General features: G+C 63.0%; 19 protein-coding genes. 18 read left to right on the top strand and 1 reads right to left on the bottom strand.

All coding sequences use genetic code 11. The annotated features are described in order from the left end of the window. Positions 1–114: 114 nt before the first annotated feature. From ndk to C2L66_RS06130, 18 genes are all read left to right on the top strand, one after another. Complete coding sequence (ndk, locus tag C2L66_RS06045; protein ID WP_054934401.1) at positions 115–540, top strand: nucleoside-diphosphate kinase; 426 nt, start codon at positions 115–117, stop codon at positions 538–540. Positions 541–648: 108 nt separating this feature from the next. Further along, entirely contained in the window at positions 649–1797 is a 1149-nt protein-coding gene (rlmN, locus tag C2L66_RS06050; protein WP_054934402.1) for a 23S rRNA (adenine(2503)-C(2))-methyltransferase RlmN, read from the top strand. Between the two features lie 209 nt (positions 1798–2006). Then, positions 2007–3104 (top strand): helix-turn-helix domain-containing protein, encoded by a 1098-nt coding sequence (locus C2L66_RS06055; RefSeq protein ID WP_060601371.1) that lies wholly within the window; start codon positions 2007–2009, stop codon positions 3102–3104. Positions 3105–3228: 124 nt separating this feature from the next. Beyond that, the gene (gene ispG, locus C2L66_RS06060) at positions 3229–4530 is read left to right on the top strand and encodes a flavodoxin-dependent (E)-4-hydroxy-3-methylbut-2-enyl-diphosphate synthase (protein WP_060601368.1); all 1302 of its coding nucleotides are present in this window, start codon (positions 3229–3231) and stop codon (positions 4528–4530) included. A gap of 31 nt (positions 4531–4561) precedes the next feature. Then, the gene (gene hisS, locus C2L66_RS06065; protein WP_060601366.1) at positions 4562–5905 is read left to right on the top strand and encodes a histidine--tRNA ligase; all 1344 of its coding nucleotides are present in this window, start codon (positions 4562–4564) and stop codon (positions 5903–5905) included. A gap of 76 nt (positions 5906–5981) precedes the next feature. Beyond that, the gene (locus tag C2L66_RS06070; protein ID WP_060601362.1) at positions 5982–6608 is read left to right on the top strand and encodes a tetratricopeptide repeat protein; all 627 of its coding nucleotides are present in this window, start codon (positions 5982–5984) and stop codon (positions 6606–6608) included. Between the two features lie 68 nt (positions 6609–6676). Continuing rightward, positions 6677–7822: an outer membrane protein assembly factor BamB gene (gene bamB / locus C2L66_RS06075; RefSeq protein ID WP_054934407.1), complete on the top strand. Its 1146-nt coding sequence runs from the start codon at positions 6677–6679 to the stop codon at positions 7820–7822. 397 nt (positions 7823–8219) lie between these two features. Continuing rightward, positions 8220–9560: a ribosome biogenesis GTPase Der gene (der, locus tag C2L66_RS06080; protein WP_054934408.1), complete on the top strand. Its 1341-nt coding sequence runs from the start codon at positions 8220–8222 to the stop codon at positions 9558–9560. Positions 9561–9750: 190 nt separating this feature from the next. Continuing rightward, positions 9751–9987 (top strand): RNA chaperone Hfq, encoded by a 237-nt coding sequence (gene hfq / locus C2L66_RS06085; protein WP_007580427.1) that lies wholly within the window; start codon positions 9751–9753, stop codon positions 9985–9987. Positions 9988–10045: 58 nt separating this feature from the next. Then, entirely contained in the window at positions 10046–11290 is a 1245-nt protein-coding gene (gene hflX, locus C2L66_RS06090) for a GTPase HflX (RefSeq protein ID WP_082434031.1), read from the top strand. A gap of 30 nt (positions 11291–11320) precedes the next feature. Next, positions 11321–12709: an FtsH protease activity modulator HflK gene (gene hflK, locus C2L66_RS06095; RefSeq protein ID WP_060601359.1), complete on the top strand. Its 1389-nt coding sequence runs from the start codon at positions 11321–11323 to the stop codon at positions 12707–12709. Positions 12710–12720: 11 nt separating this feature from the next. Next, the gene (gene hflC / locus C2L66_RS06100; RefSeq protein WP_054934411.1) at positions 12721–13638 is read left to right on the top strand and encodes a protease modulator HflC; all 918 of its coding nucleotides are present in this window, start codon (positions 12721–12723) and stop codon (positions 13636–13638) included. 43 nt (positions 13639–13681) lie between these two features. Continuing rightward, positions 13682–13873, top strand: a complete 192-nt coding sequence (locus tag C2L66_RS06105) for a DUF2065 domain-containing protein (protein ID WP_007580434.1) — start codon at positions 13682–13684, stop codon at positions 13871–13873. A gap of 249 nt (positions 13874–14122) precedes the next feature. After that, positions 14123–15286, top strand: a complete 1164-nt coding sequence (locus C2L66_RS06110; protein ID WP_054934412.1) for an ATP phosphoribosyltransferase regulatory subunit — start codon at positions 14123–14125, stop codon at positions 15284–15286. Between the two features lie 220 nt (positions 15287–15506). Further along, the gene (locus C2L66_RS06115) at positions 15507–16853 is read left to right on the top strand and encodes an adenylosuccinate synthase (protein ID WP_054934413.1); all 1347 of its coding nucleotides are present in this window, start codon (positions 15507–15509) and stop codon (positions 16851–16853) included. A gap of 2 nt (positions 16854–16855) precedes the next feature. Then, positions 16856–17440, top strand: coding sequence for a phosphoribosyltransferase (locus C2L66_RS06120; RefSeq protein WP_035990707.1), 585 nt, complete (start codon positions 16856–16858; stop codon positions 17438–17440). A 25-nt stretch (positions 17441–17465) separates the two neighbouring features. Continuing rightward, the gene (locus C2L66_RS06125) at positions 17466–17693 is read left to right on the top strand and encodes a hypothetical protein (RefSeq protein WP_054934414.1); all 228 of its coding nucleotides are present in this window, start codon (positions 17466–17468) and stop codon (positions 17691–17693) included. Between the two features lie 46 nt (positions 17694–17739). Further along, positions 17740–19626 carry a potassium transporter Kup gene (locus tag C2L66_RS06130; protein ID WP_054934415.1) on the top strand — a complete coding sequence of 629 codons (1887 nt, stop codon included), beginning with the start codon at positions 17740–17742 and terminating at the stop codon, positions 19624–19626. A gap of 666 nt (positions 19627–20292) precedes the next feature. Here C2L66_RS06130 and tnpC read toward each other — a convergent pair. Further along, the gene (tnpC, locus tag C2L66_RS06135; protein ID WP_060601355.1) at positions 20293–21714 is read right to left on the bottom strand and encodes an IS66 family transposase; all 1422 of its coding nucleotides are present in this window, start codon (positions 21712–21714) and stop codon (positions 20293–20295) included. Positions 21715–21990: the final 276 nt, after the last annotated feature.

The following is a 21990-nucleotide window of genomic DNA, read 5'->3' on the forward strand; positions in this document are numbered from 1 at the left end:
GACTTCAACTTCGACCTTACAGTATCGTAAGGGTTCAATCGCAATCATACACTGGAACATGCTACAATAGCGGATTCATTTAAATCTGTAACCTCTTAATTTTCTGGAGTTTTTATGGCGATCGAACGCACCCTGTCGATTATCAAGCCGGACGCAGTGGCCAAGAACGTGATCGGCCAGATCTACAGCCGCTTCGAAAACGCTGGCCTGAAGATCGTGGCATCGCGCATGGTTCATCTGTCGCGCGCTGACGCTGAGAAGTTCTACGCGGTGCACGCAGAGCGCCCGTTCTTTAAGGATCTGGTTGAATTCATGATCTCCGGCCCGGTGCAGGTTCAAGTTCTGGAAGGCGAAGGCGCCATCCTGAAGAACCGCGACCTGATGGGTGCAACGGACCCGAAGAAGGCGGAGAAGGGCACGATCCGTGCTGACTTCGCCGACAGCATCGACGCGAACGCAGTTCACGGTTCGGACGCAGTGGAAACGGCACGCGGCGAAATCGCGTTCTTCTTCCCGGAAGTCAACGTCTACTCGCGCTAAGCGCTTCGTAAGACAGCAGTAATAGCAGCAGGAGCGGGCGCGAGCGGCATACGCGTTCATGCAGCTTGTTGCATGAACGCGGTCTCGCACTGAATGGCAGGATTCGATATGACGAGCAGTTCCACCGTCAACCTTCTCGATCTCGACGCCGCTGGCCTCGTCGCGTACTGCGACAGCCTCGGCGAGAAGCCGTTTCGCGCCAAGCAATTGCAGCGCTGGCTACACCAGTACAACGCTGCGGACTTCGACGGGATGACCGATCTCGCGAAGTCCTTGCGCGAAAAGCTGAAAGGGCGCGCATCCATCACGATGCCGCCCATCGTCAGCGACCACATTTCCACCGACGGCACACGCAAGTGGCTCGTCGACGTCGGCAACGGCAATGCCGTTGAAACCGTCTTTATCCCCGAAGAAACGCGTGGCACGCTGTGCGTGTCGTCGCAGGCCGGGTGCGCCGTCAACTGCCGTTTCTGTTCGACGGGCAAGCAAGGTTTCTCACGCAATCTCAGCACGGGCGAAATCATTGGCCAGCTTCGCATGGCCGAGTTTGCGCTGCGCGCGTCGCTCGGCACGGCCGGCGGGCGCGCGACGGGCGGTGAGGGCAAGGGCGAGCGCGTCGTCACGAATGTCGTGATGATGGGCATGGGCGAGCCGCTGCTCAATTACGACGCCGTCGTGCCCGCCATGCGCCTGATGCTCGACGACAACGCCTATGGCCTGTCCCGTCGACGCGTCACGCTGTCCACCTCGGGTGTTGTGCCGATGATGGACCGGCTCGGCGCCGATCTGCCCGTGGCACTCGCCGTTTCGCTGCACGCGCCGAACGACGCGCTGCGCGACGTGCTGGTGCCGCTCAACAAGAAGTATCCGCTGCGCGAGCTGATGGCCGCGTGCCAGCGGTATCTGAAAGTCGCACCGCGCGACTTCATCACGTTCGAATACTGCATGCTCGACGGCGTGAACGACAGCGAGGCGCACGCACGCGAGTTGCTGGCCGTCACGCGCGACGTGCCGTGCAAATTCAACCTGATTCCGTTCAATCCGTTCCCGGAATCGGGGCTGTTTCGCTCGAAAAACGAGCAGATCAAGCGTTTCGCGCAGGTGTTGATCGACGCAGGGGTCGTCACGACGGTGCGCAAGACGCGCGGCGACGATATCGACGCGGCCTGCGGTCAACTGGCAGGCGCGGTCAAGGACCGCACGCGCCTCGCCGAGCGCACCGGCAAGTCGAAGGTCATCGAAGTTCGCGCCGTGTAAGGCGCGCGACAGGCGAAAAGAGGCGGCATGCCAGCAAGCCGCCCCTTCGGGTGCGCCGTGTCGCGTGAAGTGAAAAGAAAGTTTGCAAAAGCGATCGGAAGCGGCACGCACAGCCGCACATTTTGTTATAAACGGTCTGCGAAACTGGGGGAGGCCATAAGCCGCCCGTTCGCATGAGTGAAAAAAGAATCGACGCGAAAGGATTTGGGATGAGTGAGCCGCAGCACCCGCAACCGCACGACATGGATACGCATTCGGACCGACCGCTTCCGGCGGTCACGCCGGCAGCCGTGTCGACCGGGTTCGACTCGCTGGGCGCCGTCGGCGCGCGGCTTGCGCAGTTGCGCGAGTCGAAAGGGTGGTCGGTCGAGGACGTGTCCGCGCGTCTGAAGGTGTCGCCGGGCAAGTTGCGCGGGCTCGAAGCGGGCGATCTCACTCAGCTGCCGGACACCACGTTCGCGCTGGGCGTCTTGCGCAGCTACGCAAAAATGGTGGGTGCCGATCCCGCGCCGATGACGCAGGCGTTGCGTCGCGAAAAGGGCGTGCCGGAACCTGCGCTGACCATGCCGGCATCGGCTGGTACGGATCTGCCGCGCGGCAAAGTATCGCTCTCGCTTGGCGGCGGTGCGCCGCGCCGCCGTTCATGGCTTTGGGGTGTCGCGCTTGTGGTGGTCGTGCTGATCGCGCTCGCCATGTGGCACACGAACAATGGCGATTCGACTGCGTGGCTCGCGCGTCTGAAGGGCATGGCCGGCAGCGTGGCGACGACGGAAACGGCATCGTCGACGGCGGCACAGGCCGCAAGCGGTTCGGCTGTGACAGGCGAAATCAGCGCGTCGGATTCGGTGGCGCAAACGGATACGCAGGCGGCCGCTGAGGGCGCGTCGGCGACACCGATGCCCACGCCGCTGCCGATGGCAGGCGCTGCGCCGGCATCGACGGTCGCATCGGCATCGACGCCGGCTGCTGCAGTGCCGAAGGCCGCGAGCGCGGCGCCGGCGGTCGCGACAGCTGCATCGGCCGCCGCCTCGGCGAGCGAGTCGTCGATTGCGCCGGAAGGCTCGTCGACGGTCGCACTCTCGGTCAAGCAGGACAGCTGGTTCAGCGTGCGCCAGAAGGATGGCAAGGAAGTATTCTCCGGACTCGTGCACGCGGGTGAAAGCAAGGAAGTCACCGGGATGCCGCCGCTCAAGGTGACGGTCGGCAACAAAGCGGGTCTGGACGCGATCACGCTGGACGGCCAGCCGGTCGACCCGGCCAAATATGCGTCGGCGAAGGGCAATGTGGCACGCTTCGTGGTGCCCTGACGCCAGCTCAATCGTGTGCGTCGCGGCTTCGAGGCCGCGGCGCTTTTTCAATTCACGCGCCGTATTTCTCAACGGGGCCGGACACTTTCCGGGCCGTGGGCAGATGGCGTAAGCGGGTTTATCGATGCACTCCGATCAAGTGAAATCCAGCAGTCAGATTGTTTCGACCGTGCCGGTGTTCGGCGGTCACGCGCCGCGTCGCCGCTCGCATGCGGTCGACGTCCGTTGGGGCGGCCAGCTCGTGACGATCGGCGGCGACGCGCCCGTGCGCGTGCAGTCGATGACGAACACCGATACGGCAGACGCAATCGGCACGGCAATCCAGATCAAGGAACTCGCGCAGGCGGGCTCGGAACTCGTCCGTATCACGGTCAACACGCCGGAAGCGGCGGCCGCCGTGCCTGCGGTTCGCGAGCAGCTCGACCGCATGGGCGTCACGGTGCCGCTGGTCGGCGACTTCCACTACAACGGCCATTTGCTGCTGCGCGACTATCCGGGCTGCGCCGAATCGCTGTCGAAGTACCGGATCAATCCCGGCAACGTCGGCCAGGGCGCGAAGCGCGACACGCAGTTCGCGCAGATGATCGAAGCGGCCGCGAAGTACGACAAGCCGGTGCGCATCGGCGTGAACTGGGGCAGTCTCGATCAGGATCTGCTCGCGAAAATGATGGACGAAAACGCCGCGCGCGCCGAACCGTGGGAAGCGCAAAGCGTGATGTACGAAGCGCTGATCCAGTCGGCGATCGGCTCGGCGGAACGAGCCGTCGAACTCGGCCTCAGGCGCGACAAGATCATCCTGTCGTGCAAGGTGAGCGGCGTGCAGGATCTGATCGCCGTGTACCAGGAACTCGCGCGCCGTTGCGACTTCGCGCTGCACCTGGGTTTGACGGAAGCGGGCATGGGGTCGAAGGGCATCGTCGCTTCGACGGCGGCGCTGTCCGTGCTGCTGCAGCAAGGTATCGGCGACACGATCCGTATTTCGCTGACGCCGGAACCGGGCGCATCGCGCACGGGCGAAGTGATCGTCGGCCAGGAAATCCTGCAGACCATGGGCCTGCGCTCGTTCTCGCCGATGGTCATCGCGTGCCCTGGCTGCGGCCGCACGACGAGCACGCTGTTCCAGGAACTGGCATCGCAGATCCAGACGTATCTGCGCACGCAGATGCCGCTGTGGCGCGACAGCTATCCTGGCGTCGAGAAGATGAATGTGGCCGTGATGGGCTGCATCGTCAACGGTCCGGGCGAATCGAAGCACGCGAACATCGGTATCAGCCTGCCGGGCTCGGGTGAAAACCCCGCCGCGCCGGTGTTTATCGATGGCGTGAAGGTCAAGACGCTGCGCGGCGAACACATCGCGCAGGAATTCCAGCAGATCGTGAGCGATTACGTCGAGCGCACCTATGGTCGCGCCGAAGCGACAAACTGATTCGCTCCCCATCCAATCGTCAAGTAGACAGATGACTGAACAGAAGAAGCAGAAGCTCGAAAAGTTGTCGGGCGTGAAGGGCATGAACGACATCCTTCCGCAGGACGCCGGCCTGTGGGAGTTTTTCGAAACGACCGTCAAGTCGATGCTGCGTTCGTACGGATACCAGAATATCCGCACGCCGATCGTCGAGCACACGCAGCTCTTCACACGCGGTATCGGCGAAGTGACCGACATCGTCGAAAAAGAGATGTACAGCTTCACCGACGCGCTGAACGGCGAAAACCTGACAATGCGTCCGGAGAACACAGCGGCCGTGGTGCGCGCGTCGATCGAGCACAACATGCTGTACGACGGCCCGAAGCGCCTGTGGTACATCGGCCCGATGTTCCGTCACGAGCGTCCGCAGCGTGGGCGTTATCGCCAGTTCCATCAGGTGGGCGTCGAGGCGCTCGGTTTCGCCGGCCCGGATACGGACGCTGAGATTATCCTGATGTGCCAGCGTCTGTGGGACGACCTCGGGTTGACGGGCATCAAGCTCGAAATCAACTCGCTGGGCCTCGCTGAAGAGCGTGCCAAGCACCGCGTCGAACTGATCGCGTATCTCGAGAAACACCTCGACGTGCTCGACGAAGACGCGAAGCGCCGCCTGCACACCAATCCGCTGCGCGTGCTGGATACGAAGAACCCCGCCATGCAGGAAGTCGCGCAGAACGCGCCGAAGCTGATCGATTTTCTCGGCGAGGAATCGCGCGCGCACTTCGAAGGGCTGCAGCGCATCCTGAAGGCGAACAACATTCCGTTCACGATCAATCCGCGTCTCGTGCGCGGTCTGGATTACTACAATCTGACCGTGTTCGAATGGGTCACCGACAAGCTCGGCGCGCAAGGTACGGTCGCAGCAGGCGGCCGCTACGATCCGCTGATCGAGCAGCTCGGCGGTAAGCCGACGGCGGCGTGTGGCTGGGCAATGGGCGTCGAACGCATTCTCGAGTTGCTGAAGGAAGAGAATCTGGTGCCCGAAGCGGAAGGCTGCGATGTGTACGTCGCACACCAGGGCGATGCGGCACGCGAGCAGGCTTTCATCGTCGCCGAGCGTCTGCGCGACACGGGCCTCGACGTGATTCTGCATTGCAGTCCTGACGGTCAGGCGTCGAGCTTCAAGTCGCAGATGAAGCGCGCAGACACAAGCGGCGCCGCGTTCGCCGTGATCCTCGGCGAAGACGAGATCGCGAACGGCACGGCGGGCGTGAAGGCACTGCGCGACACCTCGCAAAGCAATGGAAAGAGCGAGCAACAAACGGTGCCGCTCGAAGACTTGACCGAATATCTAATCAATGCGATGGTTGCGTCCACCGAAGACGGCGACGACTGATCGCGGCGTCATGCAACGGGCCGCACCGGTTGCGGCCCCATTCATATAAAGCACCAGGAAAGGAAAACCCGTCGCGATGAGTTACCACGACGAACAAGAATCGCTTGAAAGCCTGAAGGCTTGGTGGGCGCAGTGGGGGAATGCCGTCACGTGGATCGTGCTGGTCGCGCTCGTTGCCGCCGCCGGCTGGAACGGCTGGAATTACTGGCAGCGTCATCAGGCCGCGGAAGCAGCCGTGCTCTACGACCAGGTTCAGCAAGCCACCGCGGGCACGGACAAGGCGGCCATCACGCGCGTCGCGGCCGACATGGAAGACAAGTTCAGCGGCACGGCTTACGCGCAGATGACGGCGCTCGCCGCTGCGAAGGCGCTGTACGCGGCAGGCGACGAACCGGGTGCGAAAGCGCAGCTCCAATGGGCCGTCGACCACGCGAAGGACGACGAATTCAAGCAGATTGCGAAGCTGCGTCTCGCGTCGCTGCTGCTCGATGAAAAAGCCTATGACGCGGGTCTCGCGTTGCTCAACGATCCTTCGGATGCATTCAAGGGCGTCGTCGCCGATCGCCGTGGCGACCTGCTTGCCGCGCAAGGCAAGCGCGACGATGCGCGCACCGCTTACAAGCTCGCGCTCGACTCGCTGCCGAAGAACGATGCCTCGGCCCGTCAACTGATCCAGTTCAAGCTCGACGCGCTGGGCGGCTGAACGTTGCGCGCCGCTGCAACGTCCGCCGACAATTTTTGATTAAACCAACATACATGCTTCGTTCACCGATGAATCTGCTGAAACGTTACGCTGTGCCCGTTGCCTGTGCGATGACCGTGCTCGCTTTGACGGCCTGCTCGTCGTCGAAAGACGAGCGCCGCGTGCCCACGCCGCTCACCGAGTTCAAACCCGTGCTCGATGTGCAGCAGGTGTGGTCGGCCAGCGTCGGCAAGGCCGGACGCTACATGTTCTCGCCCGTGACGGTCGGCGACGCCGTGTATGCGGCGGGCGCGAACGGTTCGGTCGCGAAGATCGATGCTAAAACGGGCAAGGATCTGTGGCGCACCAAGGTCGACGGCGACTTGTCGGCCGGCGTCGGTACGGACGGCACGCTGACGGCCGTCGGCGGCCTGAAGGGGGAGGTGTTCGTGCTCGACCAGAGCGGCAAGCTGTCGTGGAAGGGCGTTGCGCCGGGTGAAATCCTGTCGCCGCCGCTCGTCGGCAACGGTCTCGTGGTGGTGCGCACGGTGGACGGTCAGATCACCGCGTTCAACGCGCAAACGGGCGAACAGAAGTGGAATTACCGCAACCGTGCGGTGCCGCTGAATCTGCGCGTGTCCGCAGGCATGACGTTCGCCGGCGACCAGGCCGTGCTCGCCGGTTTCCCCGGCGGCCAGTTCGCGGCGATCAACCTGCAGACGGGCGACGCCTACTGGACGACGCCCGTGTCGTATCCGAAGGGCGTGACGGAAGTCGAGCGTATCAACGACGTGACGGGCCCGCCCACGCTGGTCGGCGCTGAAACCTGCGCGGTCACGTTCCAGGGTCAGCTCGGCTGCTTCGACGCCAACTCGGGGCGCGCGCTGTGGGAAAAGGCATTTTCGAGCACGAGCGGTCTCGCTCAGGACGACCGTGTCGTCGTCGCGGGCGATGACTGGGCAATCGTGTCGGCGTTCGACGCCAACACGGGCAAGCAACTGTGGCGCAATGACCAGCTGAAGAGCCGCGACGTCAGCGTGCCGATGCTGCTTGGCCACGCCGCCGTGGTCGGCGACTATCAGGGCTACGTGCACTTCCTGTCGCGCGACGATGGCACCTTCGTCGCCCGTGCGAAGACGGACGGCAGCGCAATTACGGCTGCGCCCGTGCTGGCGGGCGACACGCTGATCGTGCAGACGCACGACGGCGATCTGTACGGGTTCCGTCCGCGTTAAAACGTAGTTAGGCTGTACGGTGCGTCCAGGGCGGCGCGTCGTGCGGTGAATGCTGGCCGGCTTTGCCGGCCGCACTTTTTTGATGGCGTCCCGGTCCTGATCGGGCGCGAGCGCGGCTGGAACAGGCCGCCACGTCATCGGGACCGCCGGCCGGGCTGCACAGGCGGTCATTCCGTACGCGCCGATCCACGCGGCGCCGATCGGGTCCGTGCGAGCCACCTGGCGGACCCACGCAGGCAGCCAACCTGAAATCCGTTCGCACGCGCAAGCTCCGCGCGTTCGAAATGGGTCGAATTCGTGATAATTTTCGTCAAACGCAGCCGTGCAACGGCCGCATGGCGTTGCCAGCGCGGCAGATCGACCGTTCGATCCCGCGCCTCACTGTGAACAAGATCTGATGAAACCCGTTATTGCCCTCGTCGGGCGCCCCAATGTGGGGAAATCCACGCTGTTCAACCGGCTCACGCGTTCGCGCGATGCGCTCGTCGCCGATTTGCCCGGCCTAACGCGCGACCGTCACTACGGTGAAGGCCGGGTCGGCGGCGAGCGCCCGTATCTCGTCGTCGATACAGGCGGCTTCGAGCCCGTCGCGAAGGACGGCATTCTGTACGAGATGGCGCGGCAGACGCGCCAGGCAGTCGAAGAGTCGGACATCATCGTGTTCATCGTCGACGGCCGCAACGGCCTTGCGCCGCAGGACAAGTCGATCGCCGACTATCTGCGCAAGACGGGCCGGCCGATCTTCCTCGTCGTCAACAAGGCCGAGGGGATGAAATACTCGTCGGTGGCCGCCGACTTCTACGAGCTGGGCCTCGGCGACCCGCGCGCGATTTCCTCTGCGCACGGCGACGGCGTCACCGAAATGATCAACGAGGCGCTCGACGTCGCGTATGCCGGCCAGCCGGAAGAGAGCGAAGACGAGAAGGCGCAGCATGGCGTGAAGATCGCGATCGTCGGGCGGCCGAATGTCGGCAAGTCGACGCTCGTGAACACGCTGATCGGCGAAGACCGCGTGATCGCGTTCGACATGCCGGGCACCACGCGCGACTCGATTTACATCGACTTCGAACGGCAGGGCAAAAAATACACGCTGATCGATACGGCCGGCCTGCGCAAACGCGGCAAGGTGTTCGAGGCGATCGAAAAATTCTCGGTCGTGAAGACGCTGCAGTCGATTTCCGACGCCAATGTCGTGATTCTTCTGCTCGACGCACGGCAGGACATTTCGGAACAGGACGCGCACATCGCTGGCTTCGTCGTCGAGCAGGGGCGGGCGCTCGTGGTCGGCGTGAACAAGTGGGACGGGCTCGATCCGCATGTGCGTGAGCGCACCAAAGCGGATCTTCAGCGCAAGCTAAAATTCCTCGACTTCGCGAAGTTCCATTTCATTTCTGCAGCGGAAAAGACCGGCATCGGCCCGCTGATGCGCTCCGTCGACGACGCCTACAAGGCTGCAATGACGAAGCTGCCGACGCCGAAGCTTACGCGCGCGCTGATCGAAGCCGTGGAGTTCCAGCAGCCGCGCCGCCGCGGTCCCGTGCGTCCAAAACTGCGCTACGCGCACCAAGGGGGACAAAATCCGCCGATCATCGTGATTCACGGCAACGCGCTCGACGCCGTGACCGATACGTACAAGCGCTACCTCGAAAACCGCTTCCGGGAAACTTTCGGGCTGACGGGCACTCCATTGCGAATAGAGTTTCGATCGACGACGAATCCGTACGCGGACAAGGGCTGAATCAGACCGGCAACGCAGGCCGGTTCCAGGCTTGAAATCCGGGCTGAAACCCGCATGTACATTGGGTCCTGGCCGAACGGCCAGGCGCAGCGCTGGTCAATAAAAATCGGCTATAGTGTAGCGATTGACGGCGGATTTCTTTTTCTTCGCCGGCAATAAAGTCAACCTGCAAAAAAACACGGAGTTTGCTATGAGCAACAAAGGGCAATTGTTACAAGACCCGTTTTTGAACGCACTGCGTAAAGAGCACGTGCCGGTCTCGATCTATCTGGTCAACGGCATCAAGCTTCAAGGGAACATTGAATCGTTCGACCAGTACGTCGTGTTGCTCCGGAATACGGTGACCCAGATGGTCTACAAGCACGCTATCTCGACTGTCGTGCCTGCCCGTCCGGTGAATTTCCACCCCGATTCCGAATCGTCCTAACCTCTCGTCGCGGCCGGTCGAGCGTCGTCCGCAGGCGACACAGCCCGGCCGCTTCATTTTGACATCCACCAATTTGATCAACGCAGCGCTTGTCGGCATCGACTTCGGTAAGATCGATTTCGAAGCCAGTCTCGAAGAACTCAGCCTGCTCGCGCAAAGCGCGGGTGCCCATCCAGCCGTCACGCTCACCGGTCGCCGTGCCAGTCCCGATGCCGCCATGTTCGTCGGTAGCGGCAAGGCCGAGGAGTTGCGCCTCGCTTGCGAGGCGAACGACATCGACATCGTCATCTTCAATCACGCACTTGCGCCGGCGCAGCAGCGCAATCTGGAGCGCACGCTTAACAGACGCGTGGTCGACCGTACCAGCCTGATTCTCGATATCTTCGCGCAGCGTGCGCGCAGTCACGAAGGCAAGCTGCAAGTCGAACTCGCGCAGTTGCAATATCTCGCCACGCGGCTGATTCGCGCGTGGACTCACCTGGAGCGGCAAAAGGGCGGTATCGGCCTGCGCGGCCCCGGTGAAACGCAGCTCGAAACCGACCGCCGGCTGATCGGCGAGCGCATCAAGATGCTCAAGGGGCGGCTCGACAAGCTGCGCCGCCAGCATGGCACGCAGCGGCGCGCGCGGGCGCGCAATCGCACGATGTCGGTGTCGCTGGTCGGTTACACGAACGCGGGCAAGTCGACGCTGTTCAACGCGCTGACCAAGGCGCAGGCCTATGCCGCCGACCAGCTGTTCGCCACGCTCGACACTACTTCCCGCCGCGTGTATCTCGGCGAAGATATCGGGCAGATCGTCGTCTCGGACACCGTAGGATTCATCCGCGAGTTGCCTCACCAACTGGTGGCCGCATTCCGCGCCACGCTGGAGGAAACCATTCACGCGGACCTGCTGTTGCACGTGGTCGACGCATCGAGCGCAGTGCGGCTCGATCAGATCGATCAGGTCAACGATGTGCTGCGCGAGATCGGCGCGGACACGATCCGGCAGGTGCTGGTATTCAACAAGATCGACGCCGTGCCTGAACTGGCGGCCCGTGGCGACGCGGTCGAGCGGGACGAGTATGGTAATATTTCGCGCGTCTTTTTGAGCGCGCGCACGGGGCAAGGGCTGGACACACTGCGCGCTGCCATCGCCGAAATCGCAACTGCCGAACATCTGCCGGAGTCCGACGGTTTACTGTCGGAGGGAGGCCCGGAAGCGGCGGCACTTCATCAAGAGCAACGCGATGATGCAGGCGAAGACCACCGCGAAGACCGCAAGATCCCAGACACGGGCGCTGACCCGTTCCAATTGCATTGACCCGCTGTCTACTCTGGTGAACGAACACAGGTGAACGATTACAACGAGCGGAGTATCTGGCTGCGTCTGCGCGGCATGTTGTCGCTGAACGACCCGCGCTGGGGCCGGGGGGAAGGCAATGGCGATCGCCAGCGTCTGAACGATTCGAAGCGTCCGCCCAACGGCAAGGACAGCGAAGGTCCGCCTGATCTCGACGAAATGTGGCGCGACTTCAACCGGCGTCTGTCGCGCATGTTCGGCCGCAAGGGTGGCGGCGGCGGTCCGCGTCCGGATAACGGGCGCGGCGCGCGCATCGGCGTCGGCATCATCATCGGCGTGCTGATTGCGATCTATCTCGGCAGCGGCGTGTTCGTCGTGCAGGACAACCAGGCGGCCGTGGTGCTGCGCCTCGGTGAGCTGCGCGGCACGGTCGGGCAGGGCGTGCACTGGCGTCTGCCGTATCCGTTCGAATCCCATGAAACCGTCAACGTCGGCCAGGTGCGCTCGGTCGAGATCGGCCGCAACAACGTGGTGCGTCTCGCGAACGTGAAGGACGCGTCGATGCTCACGCACGACGCCGATATCGTCGACGTGCGCTTTGCCGTCCAGTACCAGATCCGCAAGCCGACCGACTATCTGTTCCGCAGCGCCGACCCTGATCAGAGCGTCACCCAGGCCGCGCAGGCGGCCGTGCGGCAGATCGTCGGCTCGCGCAGCACGAACGACATCCTCTATCAGGACCGCGAGGCCATCCGCGCGCAACTGACGGAAGCCATCCAGCATTCCCTGGACGAATCTCGCACGGGGCTGGCCGTCACGGGCGTGACGATCCAGAGCGTGCAGCCGCCCGATCAGGTGCAGTCCGCGTTCGACGACGCCGCAAAGGCGCGTCAGGATCGCGAGCGCGCCAAGCGCGACGCGCAGGCCTACGCGAACGAATTGCTGCCGCGCACGAAGGCGGAAGCCGAGCGCATGATCGACGACGCGAAGACCTACAGCGAACGCGTCGTCGCGCAGGCGCAAGGCGACGCCGAGCGCTTCAAGGAAGTCTATGCGCAGTATTCGAAGGCGCCTGCCGTGATCCGCGAACGTATGTACCTGGAAACGATGCAGCAAATCTACTCGAACACGACGAAGGTGTTCGTCGACAGCAAGTCGGGCAGCAACGTGCTGTACCTGCCGCTCGACAAGCTCGTCGAGCAGACGCGTCAGCGCGTGGCCGAATCGGCCGCGGCCAGCGCCGCGTCGGCGGGGCAGGCTGCGCAGCCCGCGCAGAATGCGCAGGGTGCGCAAGCGGCGGCGCAGGGCGGCAACACGCCCACGATCATCACGCCGCCCGCCGCGCCCGTCAGCAGCGCCAGTCAGGCGGCCGCCGCGAGCGACGCCTTCCGTTCGCGTGATTCGTTCCGCAGCCGCGGCCGCGAAGACGATCTGCAATAAGGAGCGCGAACATGAACAAAATCGTTGCGCTCGTCGTGGCCGTCGTGATCGTGCTGTTCGCAGCGTCGTCGATGGTATACGTCGTTGATCCGCGCCATATGGCCGTCGTCTCCGCGCGCGGCGACGCCGCGCCCACGCTCGCGGGCCCCGGTCTGCACGTGAAGCTGCCGCCGCCGCTACAGACGGTGACATCGGTGGACGCCCGTATCCAGTCGTTCGATGCACCCGACGAAGACCGTTACACCACGTCCGATAAAACGGATCTGCTGGTGAATCCCGTCGTCAAATTCCGTGTGTCCGACCCCGTGAAGCTCGTTACGGAAACCAGGGGCGACGTGCAAAGCCTGCCTGACCGGCTCGCGCTGCTCACGCGCGGCGCGCTCGGCGATGCGTTTGCGAAGTATTCGCTGACCGATGCGCTCGCGAAACAGGACGCGATCGCGACTGAGGCGCGCGACGGCATGAAGAAGGGCGCAGCGTCGCTGGGCGTCGACGTCGTCGACGTGCAGTTCACGCGGCTGGATTTCCCGGCTGCGATGGCCGATTCCGTCTACAAGCGCATGATTGCCGCGCGCCAGCAGGTAGCCAACCAGGAGCGCGCGGACGGCGCGGCCGAAGCGGACAGGATCAAGGCGGACGCTGCGCAACAGCAGCAGGCGGTGCTCGCCGACGCCTACAAGCAGGCGCAGGCCACGAGGGGCGAGGGCGACGGCAAGGCTGCGTCGATTGCCGCCGAGGCGTATGGCAGCGACCCGCAGTTCTATCAGTTCTACCAAAGCATGCAGGCGTACAAGAACAGCTTCAAACCCGGCGACGTCATGGTCGTCGACTCGAGCAACGATTTCTTCCGCTTCATGCGCGGGCCGGACGGCGCAGCCGCCGCCGTTCAATCGTCTTCCGGCGCGTCGACGGGCGCGCGCAAACACTGATAACTGGAACGCCGCGGCATACGGATCGCGGCGGCCTCATCGCATGGACATAGCCGGCTCGTTGTTGCTCGCGATCGCACTGATGCTGATCATCGAGGGAATGTTCCCGTTCGTGTTTCCGAGCGCCTGGCGCGACACGTTTCGTAGAATAGCGGAGCGCCCGCCGCACCACATCCGGATCGGCGGGCTGATCGTCATGGTGCTCGGGTTGCTGTTGCTGCTGATCGCGACCTGAGCGGGCGCCATGCGATACCGGGCGGCACTCACGAGGTGACGTCCTTATCCGGTCACTGCGCGCAGTACGCGCGATGCGCCGGGCGCGTTGAATGCCGCCTGGTCTGGCCGTGGGATCGGCGCGCTGATACGTCGCCGGCTTCCCGCGACGAAGCCCGAAGCGGGCATCGAGATTCCGCGCACCGCGCATCATCCCAATTTCCAACGGCGTTCGCCATGACGCCGGATTCACCGTCGTAGGACTGTATCGATGTCGACCTGGTTACTCCCCGAGAATATTGCCGACGTGCTGCCGTCCGAGGCACGCAAGATCGAAGAACTGCGTCGCCGGCTGCTCGACCGTTTTCGCGCGTACGGCTACGAGATGGTCATGCCGCCGCTGCTCGAATACCTGGAATCGCTGCTGACGGGCGGCGGCAGCGACCTGAACCTGCGCACCTTCAAGCTCGTCGATCAGCTATCGGGCCGCACGCTCGGTCTGCGCGCCGACATCACGCCGCAGGTCGCACGCATCGACGCGCATCTGCTGAACCGCCAGGGCGTGACGCGCCTGTGCTACGCGGGCAACGTGCTGCATACGCGTCCGCGCGGCTTGCACGCAACGCGCGAGCAGATCCAGATCGGCGGCGAAATCTACGGTCATGCGGGTCTCGAAGCGGATCTGGAAATTCAGCAACTGATGCTCGACGCGCTGCATCTCGCGGGACTGGGCCGCGTGCGTCTGGATCTGTGTCACGCCGCCGTGCTTGGCGCGCTGATCGACGGCGAGCCGGCGGCCTCGTCGCTCGGCGAGGCGCGTTACGAAGCGCTCGCCGAAGCGCTCGCGGGCAAGGACGTGCCGCTGCTGAACGAACTGACGGCGAACCTCACGCCCGTGACGCGCGACGCGCTGCGCGCGCTGCCCACGCTCTACGGCGACGCGTCCGTGCTCGAAGAAGCGCGCGCGCGTCTGCCGAACGCGCCGGAAATCGCGCGGGCGCTCGACGACCTCGCGTTCCTCGCGCAACAGGTCGACGGCGCGGAAGTCATGATCGATCTGGCCGACCTGCGCGGCTATGCGTATCACAGCGGCGTGATGTTTTCGGCCTACGTCGATGGCGTGCCGAATGCCGTCGCGCGCGGCGGCCGTTATGACAAGGTTGGGCAGGCATACGGCCGCGCCCGCGCGGCAACGGGCTTTTCGCTGGATTTGCGCGAAGTCGCGCGCATCTCGCCCATCGAGGCGCGCAGCAGCGCGATCCTCGCACCCTGGCAGCACGACGATGCGTTGCGCACGAGCGTCGCCGCGCTGCGCGATGCGGGCGAAGTCGTGATCCAGGCGCTGCCGGGCCACGACCATGCGCTCGATGAATTCGCGTGTGACCGCGTGCTGGTCGAGCGCAACGGTCAGTGGGTCGTCGAATCGAAGTCGTGATGCCGTGAAGGCCGGTCGCGTCATGTGAAACGTGACGCCGCAACCATCGAACGCGTGGCCGCTCCGTGCCGCGCGCGGCCGGCCCACAGCGGCTCGCCGCTCCCATGCCTTTGAGTGCAAAAGGAAATTTCGGGAAAAATCCCGGGATCAGTCCGTGAAAAAATCCGGAACCTTTCGCGAACATAGGTAAAATACGTTTTTAACCAGCTTAAGAAACAACATGTCTGCCAGCGCAGTGAATGTGAACCCTGGGCGCAATGTCGTCGTCGTGGGTACCCAGTGGGGTGATGAAGGCAAGGGCAAGATCGTTGACTGGCTGACGGACCACGCGCAAGGCGTCGTTCGTTTCCAGGGCGGTCACAACGCCGGTCATACGCTCATCATCGGCGGCAAGAAAACCATCTTGCGTCTGATTCCGTCGGGCATCATGCGCCCGGGCGTCGCGTGCTACATCGGCAATGGCGTCGTGTTGTCGCCTGAAGCGCTGTTCAAGGAAATCGAAGAGCTGGAATCGGCCGGCGTCGACGTGCAAAAGCGTCTCTTCATTTCCGAAGCCACCACGCTGATCCTCCCGTACCACGTCGCCATCGACCAGGCCCGCGAAGCACGCAGCGGCGCCGGCAAGATCGGCACGACGGGTCGCGGCATTGGCCCGGCCTACGAAGACAAGGTGGCGCGCCGTGGCCTGCGCGTGCAAGACCTGTTCGAGCCGAAGGCCTTCGCTGAACGCCTGCGCGCCAACCTCGATTTCCACAACTTCGTGCTCACGCAATATCTCGGCGCGCCGGCTGTCGACTATCAACAGACGCTCGACATGATGCTGAGCTACGCGGATCGTCTGAAGCCCATGGTCACGGACGTCTCGCGCCGTCTGTACGACGAGAACGCCGCGGGCAACAACCTGCTGTTCGAAGGCGCGCAAGGCACGCTGCTCGACATCGACCACGGCACCTACCCGTTCGTCACGTCGAGCAACTGCGTCGCTGGCGCGGCGACGGCGGGCGCGGGCATCGGTCCGCAGAAGCTGAACTACATTCTCGGCATCACGAAGGCGTACTGTACGCGCGTCGGCTCGGGCCCGTTCCCGAGCGAACTGTATGACGCCGACAACGCCAACCGCCAGGAAGAAGTCGGCCTGACGCTGGCGAAGGTCGGCAAGGAATTCGGCTCGGTCACGGGCCGCCCGCGCCGCACCGGCTGGCTCGACGCCGCCGCGCTGCGCCGCTCGATCCAGATCAACGGCGTGTCGGGCCTGTGCATCACGAAGCTCGACGTGCTCGACGGCCTCGACGAAGTGAAACTGTGCGTCGGCTACACGATCGACGGCAAGGAAGCCGATATCCTGCCGCGCGGCGCGTCCGAAGTCGCGCGTTGCGAGCCGGTGTACGAAACGTTCGGCGGCTGGCAGGAAAGCACGGTCGGTATCAAGGAATGGAACAAGCTGCCCGCGAACGCTCAGGCGTATCTGTCGCGCGTGCAGGAAGTGGCAGGCGTGCCGATCGACATGGTGTCGACGGGTCCGGACCGCGACGAAACCATTCTTCTGCGTCACCCGTTCAAGGTTTAAGCATGATCCAGGGTGTACCCATGATTGAAATGAAGGACCCGCGCAACGACGAGCGCAACCTGTGGGTCGGCTGGGACGAATATCACCGGCTGATCGAGATGCTTGCGCTCACCGTCCACGAATCGGGCTGGAAGTTCGACAAGATCCTGTGCCTCGCGCGCGGCGGTCTGCGGGTCGGCGATCAGCTTTCGCGCATCTACGATCTGCCGCTCGCGATTCTCGCGACGAGTTCGTACCGCGAAGCGGCGGGCACGGAGCAGGGCGACCTGGATATCGCGCAATACATCACGATGACGCGCGGCGAACTGTCGGGCAACGTATTGCTGGTCGACGACCTCGTCGATTCCGGCGTGACGCTCGCGCGCGTGCAGCAGCATCTGAAGGAGCGTTATCCCGCGATCACGTCGGTGCGTTCGGCGGTGCTGTGGTGGAAGGCGTGCTCGAAGGTGAAGCCGGACTATCACGTTCAGTATCTCGCGACCAACCCGTGGATCCATCAGCCGTTCGAGGAATGGGACACGGTGCGCCCGCACAATCTGAGCGCGTGGATCAAACGCGGTCAGGAGCGTTCGACGGACGCCAGCTAGCATCCAGCCGCCGTCGCGCGTGTCGATGGCGGGTGCTGCGAATAAAAGCGGAGCCCTCGAGGCTCCGTTTTTGTATGTCCGCCCGGACTATTTGACGGGCATGATCAAATCGGAAGAATTTGACAAATCAGCCCTTGACAGGGGCAAACGCATGCTGGCCAAGGGCGTGATGCAACATTGCGGCGGCGCGGCCCGCTCGCGTGGCGTCTGCACAACGGGCCTGATGGTGGGCTTTGTCGCCTATATTCTTTAGAATAGCGATCGTTTTTGCCGCTCAGGAACGGATTCTTTTCGCGTTTATGACAGACAACTCTCACGTCCCCAAGCAGCCGTTGCCCTCGCTTGCAGTCGCTGCGATCGGCGTGGTTTTCGGGGATATCGGCACAAGCCCCCTGTATTCGCTGAAAGAAGCCTTCAGCCCCTCCCACGGCATTCCCCTTACAGAAAGTTCCATTCTCGGCGTCATCTCGCTGCTGTTCTGGGCGATCATCGTGGTCGTCAGCATCAAGTATGTGATGTTCGTGATGCGCGCCGACAACAACGGCGAGGGCGGCGTGCTCGCGCTGATGGCGTTGTCGCTGCGTTCGTTCGACACGAAGAGCCGGGCAGCCGGCCTTCTGATGATGCTCGGCATTTTCGGCGCCTGCATGTTCTACGGCGATGCCGTGATCACGCCGGCCATTTCGGTGATGTCGGCTGTCGAAGGTCTGGAGCTTGCCGCGCCGAAGCTCTCGCATCTGGTGCTGCCGCTGACGATGGTGATTCTCGTGCTGCTGTTCTGGATCCAGCGTCACGGGACGGCGATGGTCGGCCGGCTGTTCGGCCCGATCATGGTGTTGTGGTTCGTGACGCTCGCGGTGCTCGGCCTGTCGCATATCGTGCAGGCGCCGGAAGTGATCAAGGCGCTCAATCCGTACTACGCGTTCTCGTTCATGTCGGCGCACCTGCTGCAGGCCTACGTGGTGCTCGGCTCGGTCGTGCTGGTGCTGACGGGCGCGGAGGCGCTGTACGCCGACATGGGGCACTTCGGCGCCGCGCCGATTCGTTGCGCCTGGTATTCGCTCGTGATGCCGTCGCTGGTGCTGAACTACTTCGGCCAGGGCGCGCTGTTGATGCACAACCCGCAGGCGATCGAAAATCCGTTCTATCTGCTTGCGCCTGACTGGGCGCTGCTGCCACTGGTCGTGCTGTCGACGGTTGCGACGGTGATCGCTTCTCAGGCGGTGATCTCGGGCGCGTATTCGCTGACGAGCCAGGCGATCCAGCTCGGCTATGTGCCGCGCATGAAGATTCTGCACACGTCGGAGCTGGCGATCGGGCAGATCTATGTGCCCGTCGTCAACTGGATGCTGCTGTTCATCATTCTGTGCATCGTCATTGCGTTCAAGAGCTCGGACAATCTGGCTGCGGCCTATGGGATTGCCGTGACGGCGACGATGGTGATCACGACGATACTCGCGAGCGTCGTGATGGTGAAGGTGTGGAACTGGAACAAGGGCGTCGTGGCGCTGATCATTGGTGCGTTGCTGGTGGTCGACCTTGGGTTCTTCGGGGCGAATCTGCTGAAAGTGGCGGAGGGCGGGTGGTTGCCGCTCGGCATCGGCGCGTTGTTGTTCTTCCTGCTGATGACATGGTTCAAGGGGCGCATGATCGTGAAGGAGCGCACGGCGGCCGACGGTATTCCGTTGATGCCTTTCGTGCAAGGACTGCTTGCGCATCCGCCGCATCGCGTGTCGGGCACGGCCATTTATCTGACGGGGAGCGCGACCCTCGTTCCTGTGAGCCTTTTGCATAATCTCAAGCACAACAAGGTGCTGCACGAGCGGACCATCTTTCTGACGTTCATCACGCGGGATATTCCTTATGTCGAGGATAAGGACCGGTTGACGGTGAAGGATGTTAGCGGCGGGCTTTTTCTCGTCAAGGCAGCGTACGGGTTCAATGAGACGCCTGATGTGAAGGCTGTGCTCGAGCAGATTAGCGTGTCGCACGATATGTCGTTTGAGTTGATGGACACGTCGTTCTTTCTCGCGAGGGAGACTGTCGTGCCGACGCAGTTGCCAGGCATGTCCGTGTGGCGTGAACGGGTGTTTGCATGGATGCATCAGAATGCTGCGAAGCCGACTGATTTTTTTAGTATTCCCGCGAATCGCGTTGTTGAGCTTGGGACGAAGATAGAGATTTGAGGTTTTTTTTGTCTGCGACGCTGGTGGTGGTTTGTAGCTTTGTGCGTTGCCGGATGGTGTTCTGGGCTTTGCGCTGGCATCCGCGATGCGTTAGCTCGCTCCACGCGTCGCCCCTGTGCGGGGCGGCACCTACTTTTCTTTGCCGCCGCAAAGAAAAGTAGGCAAAAGAAAGCGGCTCACACCGCCAGCGCTAATTCTTGCCTGAGGGCCCCCAAAGGGTCTTACGCTTCACACGGCAATCACGTCATTCGTGTTCGTTGCAAGCGCTCTGAAAGAGCGCCTCACCCGCTTCACGCACCGGCGTCACGGCACGCCGCGCCAGATAGTCCACGGCCGCCCAGGTGGCAAACTGTGTGTCGGCCCTCGGTGCTCCACATGCTTCACTCCAGACCGAATGCGCACGCGCCCCACCCGGTAAGAGCGCCAAGCTATACGACGCGACAACCTACACACAGTTTGCCACCTGGGCGGCCCATGCCATTCGCTGCCGCTTGATCGGGTACGGGTGCATGAAGTGGGTGATGCGATGGTTCGGCGCGCTAGCAACGGGCAAGGAATAGCGCGCTACCGTGTGAGGTGTGGGGACGCTGGGGGCCCGTGGGTGAACGTCAAGAATTGGCGGTGTGAGCCGCTTTCTTTTGCCTACTTTTCTTTGCGGCGGCGTAACTATTCAGCGGTAACCAGAGGTGAAACGACGAATCCGGCAAAGCCTAACGCCAGCGCGTTGATCAGCGAACGGTTCTGCTTGCGTAAGGTGGCAAGGTAGGAGCGGATCGTGCAGAACGCCTCCATGCCCGATTCCGAGCGGAAGCACCCGGAAATCTTCTGTTTGAGTTTGGGCATGCGGATATCGCGTTCGGCCTGATTGTTGTCGAACGGTACGCGGTGATCGGCAATGAAGCGCCACACCTCATCGGCATACTTGTGAAGCCGTGTGAGCAGGTTGCAGGTAAAGCTTTGCCTGATCCTGCCGCGACGTTCCTGGCGCAAGGGCTCACGCGCCTGCTGTGGATTGAGCTTGCGCGCCCGGGCGATCAGGGCGCGGCTGCGCCGTGTGTAATAGCGTTGGCGCGCCGGGCTCAGCATGTTGTTTCCTGAAGCCCGACTGAGTTCGACCTCGCGCTTTGCCTGGCGAAGCAGGTCAATCATCTGCTGTGCCCAGGGTTGCTGCGTGGACTCCAGGACGAACACCAGTTCACGCAGATGATGGGCATTGCACAGCGCATGCTCACACTCATAGCCGGCATACGGCCGCCAGCCGTCATGGACCGCGACTCCCGTAAAGCCGGGGAGAATGCCGAAGCTGTCCAGCGCCTGACTGCCGCGCTTGCTGTGCGCGCCATACCAGCTCAACGCGTGCGTCGAGGCGACATGCAGCCAGTGGGACTCACGCCCCACGCGCATGCAGCTCTCATCGAAATGCACGACGGGTTGCCCGCGTAGCGCCTGCTGGATCTGATCAACGCACGGCGCCAGTAACTGCGCGGCCTGATCAATACTGTGCTGGACGGTTCCCGTACTCACATGCAAACCGAACAGGTCTTCCAGCGCCTGGGCGGTGCGCGCAACCGGCAACTGCTGGTATTGCGTCAGATAGACGGCTGCGGCGCGAATCTGGGGGCCGTACTGAACCGCCTGGCTCACGCCCTTGGGAAATGCCCCCGAATGCTGCTTGCCGCAGCAGCGGCACTGTGCGATCTGCACGCGATGTTCAGTCACCTCAAAGCGCGTGGGCGGCAGATCAATCACCTGGCGGCCTTCGGGCAACACGGCCACGCTGGCTGCCGCGATGCGGTTGCCACATTTATCGCATACCCGCGCCACCGGGTGAATCTCGATGTGATCGGCTTGCGCGACGCGTTTGAGCGTCTTGCCTTTGTGCCCCGGTTGGGCGCGCGGCCTAGCGTCGCTCGTGTTACGCAATGACTTTGGCTTGCGCTTCGGACCATCGCTTGACGGCGGCTTGCTGGAGTTATGACTGTCCTTCTCAAGCTTTGCCTCGAGCTCGTTCAGACGCCTCACCAGATCAATGATAAGTGCGTCCTTCTGCTCCGGTGTCAGCTCCTTGATGTCGGGCATCTTCGTCATGCCCCTCACTATGCACATCCTGGTAGCAGTTTACAAGCGCTGAATAGTTACGCGGCGGCAAAGAAAAGTAAGTGCCGCCCCGCACAGGGGCGACGCGTGAAGTACGCTAACAATGCGCGGATGCCAGCGAAGACGCAAATAGCGGATGCCAGCGAAGACGCAAATAGCGGACACCAGCGCAAAGCCCAGAACATCAACGAGCAACGCTCAAAGCACAAAGCACAAAGCACAAAGCCAAACCGTCGTCCCAACACAAACCCGGGGCACGCGGGGCCA

This window comes from Paraburkholderia caribensis, assembly GCF_002902945.1.
Classification (GTDB): Bacteria; Pseudomonadota; Gammaproteobacteria; order Burkholderiales; family Burkholderiaceae; genus Paraburkholderia; species Paraburkholderia caribensis.

Excerpts from the sequence above, each read along its gene's own strand:
- ispG (WP_060601368.1), top strand. The coding sequence starts at position 3,229 with ATGCACTCCGATCAAGTGAAATCCAGCAGTCAGATTGTTTCGACCGTG.
- C2L66_RS06125 (WP_054934414.1), top strand. The coding sequence starts at position 17,466 with ATGGCGGGTGCTGCGAATAAAAGCGGAGCCCTCGAGGCTCCGTTTTTG.
- rlmN (WP_054934402.1), top strand. The coding sequence starts at position 649 with ATGACGAGCAGTTCCACCGTCAACCTTCTCGATCTCGACGCCGCTGGC.
- der (WP_054934408.1), top strand. The coding sequence starts at position 8,220 with ATGAAACCCGTTATTGCCCTCGTCGGGCGCCCCAATGTGGGGAAATCC.
- C2L66_RS06055 (WP_060601371.1), top strand. The coding sequence starts at position 2,007 with ATGAGTGAGCCGCAGCACCCGCAACCGCACGACATGGATACGCATTCG.
- bamB (WP_054934407.1), top strand. The coding sequence starts at position 6,677 with ATGAATCTGCTGAAACGTTACGCTGTGCCCGTTGCCTGTGCGATGACC.
- C2L66_RS06115 (WP_054934413.1), top strand. The coding sequence starts at position 15,507 with ATGTCTGCCAGCGCAGTGAATGTGAACCCTGGGCGCAATGTCGTCGTC.
- C2L66_RS06130 (WP_054934415.1), top strand. The coding sequence starts at position 17,740 with ATGACAGACAACTCTCACGTCCCCAAGCAGCCGTTGCCCTCGCTTGCA.
- C2L66_RS06070 (WP_060601362.1), top strand. The coding sequence starts at position 5,982 with ATGAGTTACCACGACGAACAAGAATCGCTTGAAAGCCTGAAGGCTTGG.
- C2L66_RS06120 (WP_035990707.1), top strand. The coding sequence starts at position 16,856 with ATGATCCAGGGTGTACCCATGATTGAAATGAAGGACCCGCGCAACGAC.
- hfq (WP_007580427.1), top strand. The coding sequence starts at position 9,751 with ATGAGCAACAAAGGGCAATTGTTACAAGACCCGTTTTTGAACGCACTG.
- C2L66_RS06105 (WP_007580434.1), top strand. The coding sequence starts at position 13,682 with ATGGACATAGCCGGCTCGTTGTTGCTCGCGATCGCACTGATGCTGATC.
- C2L66_RS06110 (WP_054934412.1), top strand. The coding sequence starts at position 14,123 with ATGTCGACCTGGTTACTCCCCGAGAATATTGCCGACGTGCTGCCGTCC.
- tnpC (WP_060601355.1), bottom strand. The coding sequence starts at position 21,714 with ATGACGAAGATGCCCGACATCAAGGAGCTGACACCGGAGCAGAAGGAC.
- ndk (WP_054934401.1), top strand. The coding sequence starts at position 115 with ATGGCGATCGAACGCACCCTGTCGATTATCAAGCCGGACGCAGTGGCC.
- hisS (WP_060601366.1), top strand. The coding sequence starts at position 4,562 with ATGACTGAACAGAAGAAGCAGAAGCTCGAAAAGTTGTCGGGCGTGAAG.
- hflC (WP_054934411.1), top strand. The coding sequence starts at position 12,721 with ATGAACAAAATCGTTGCGCTCGTCGTGGCCGTCGTGATCGTGCTGTTC.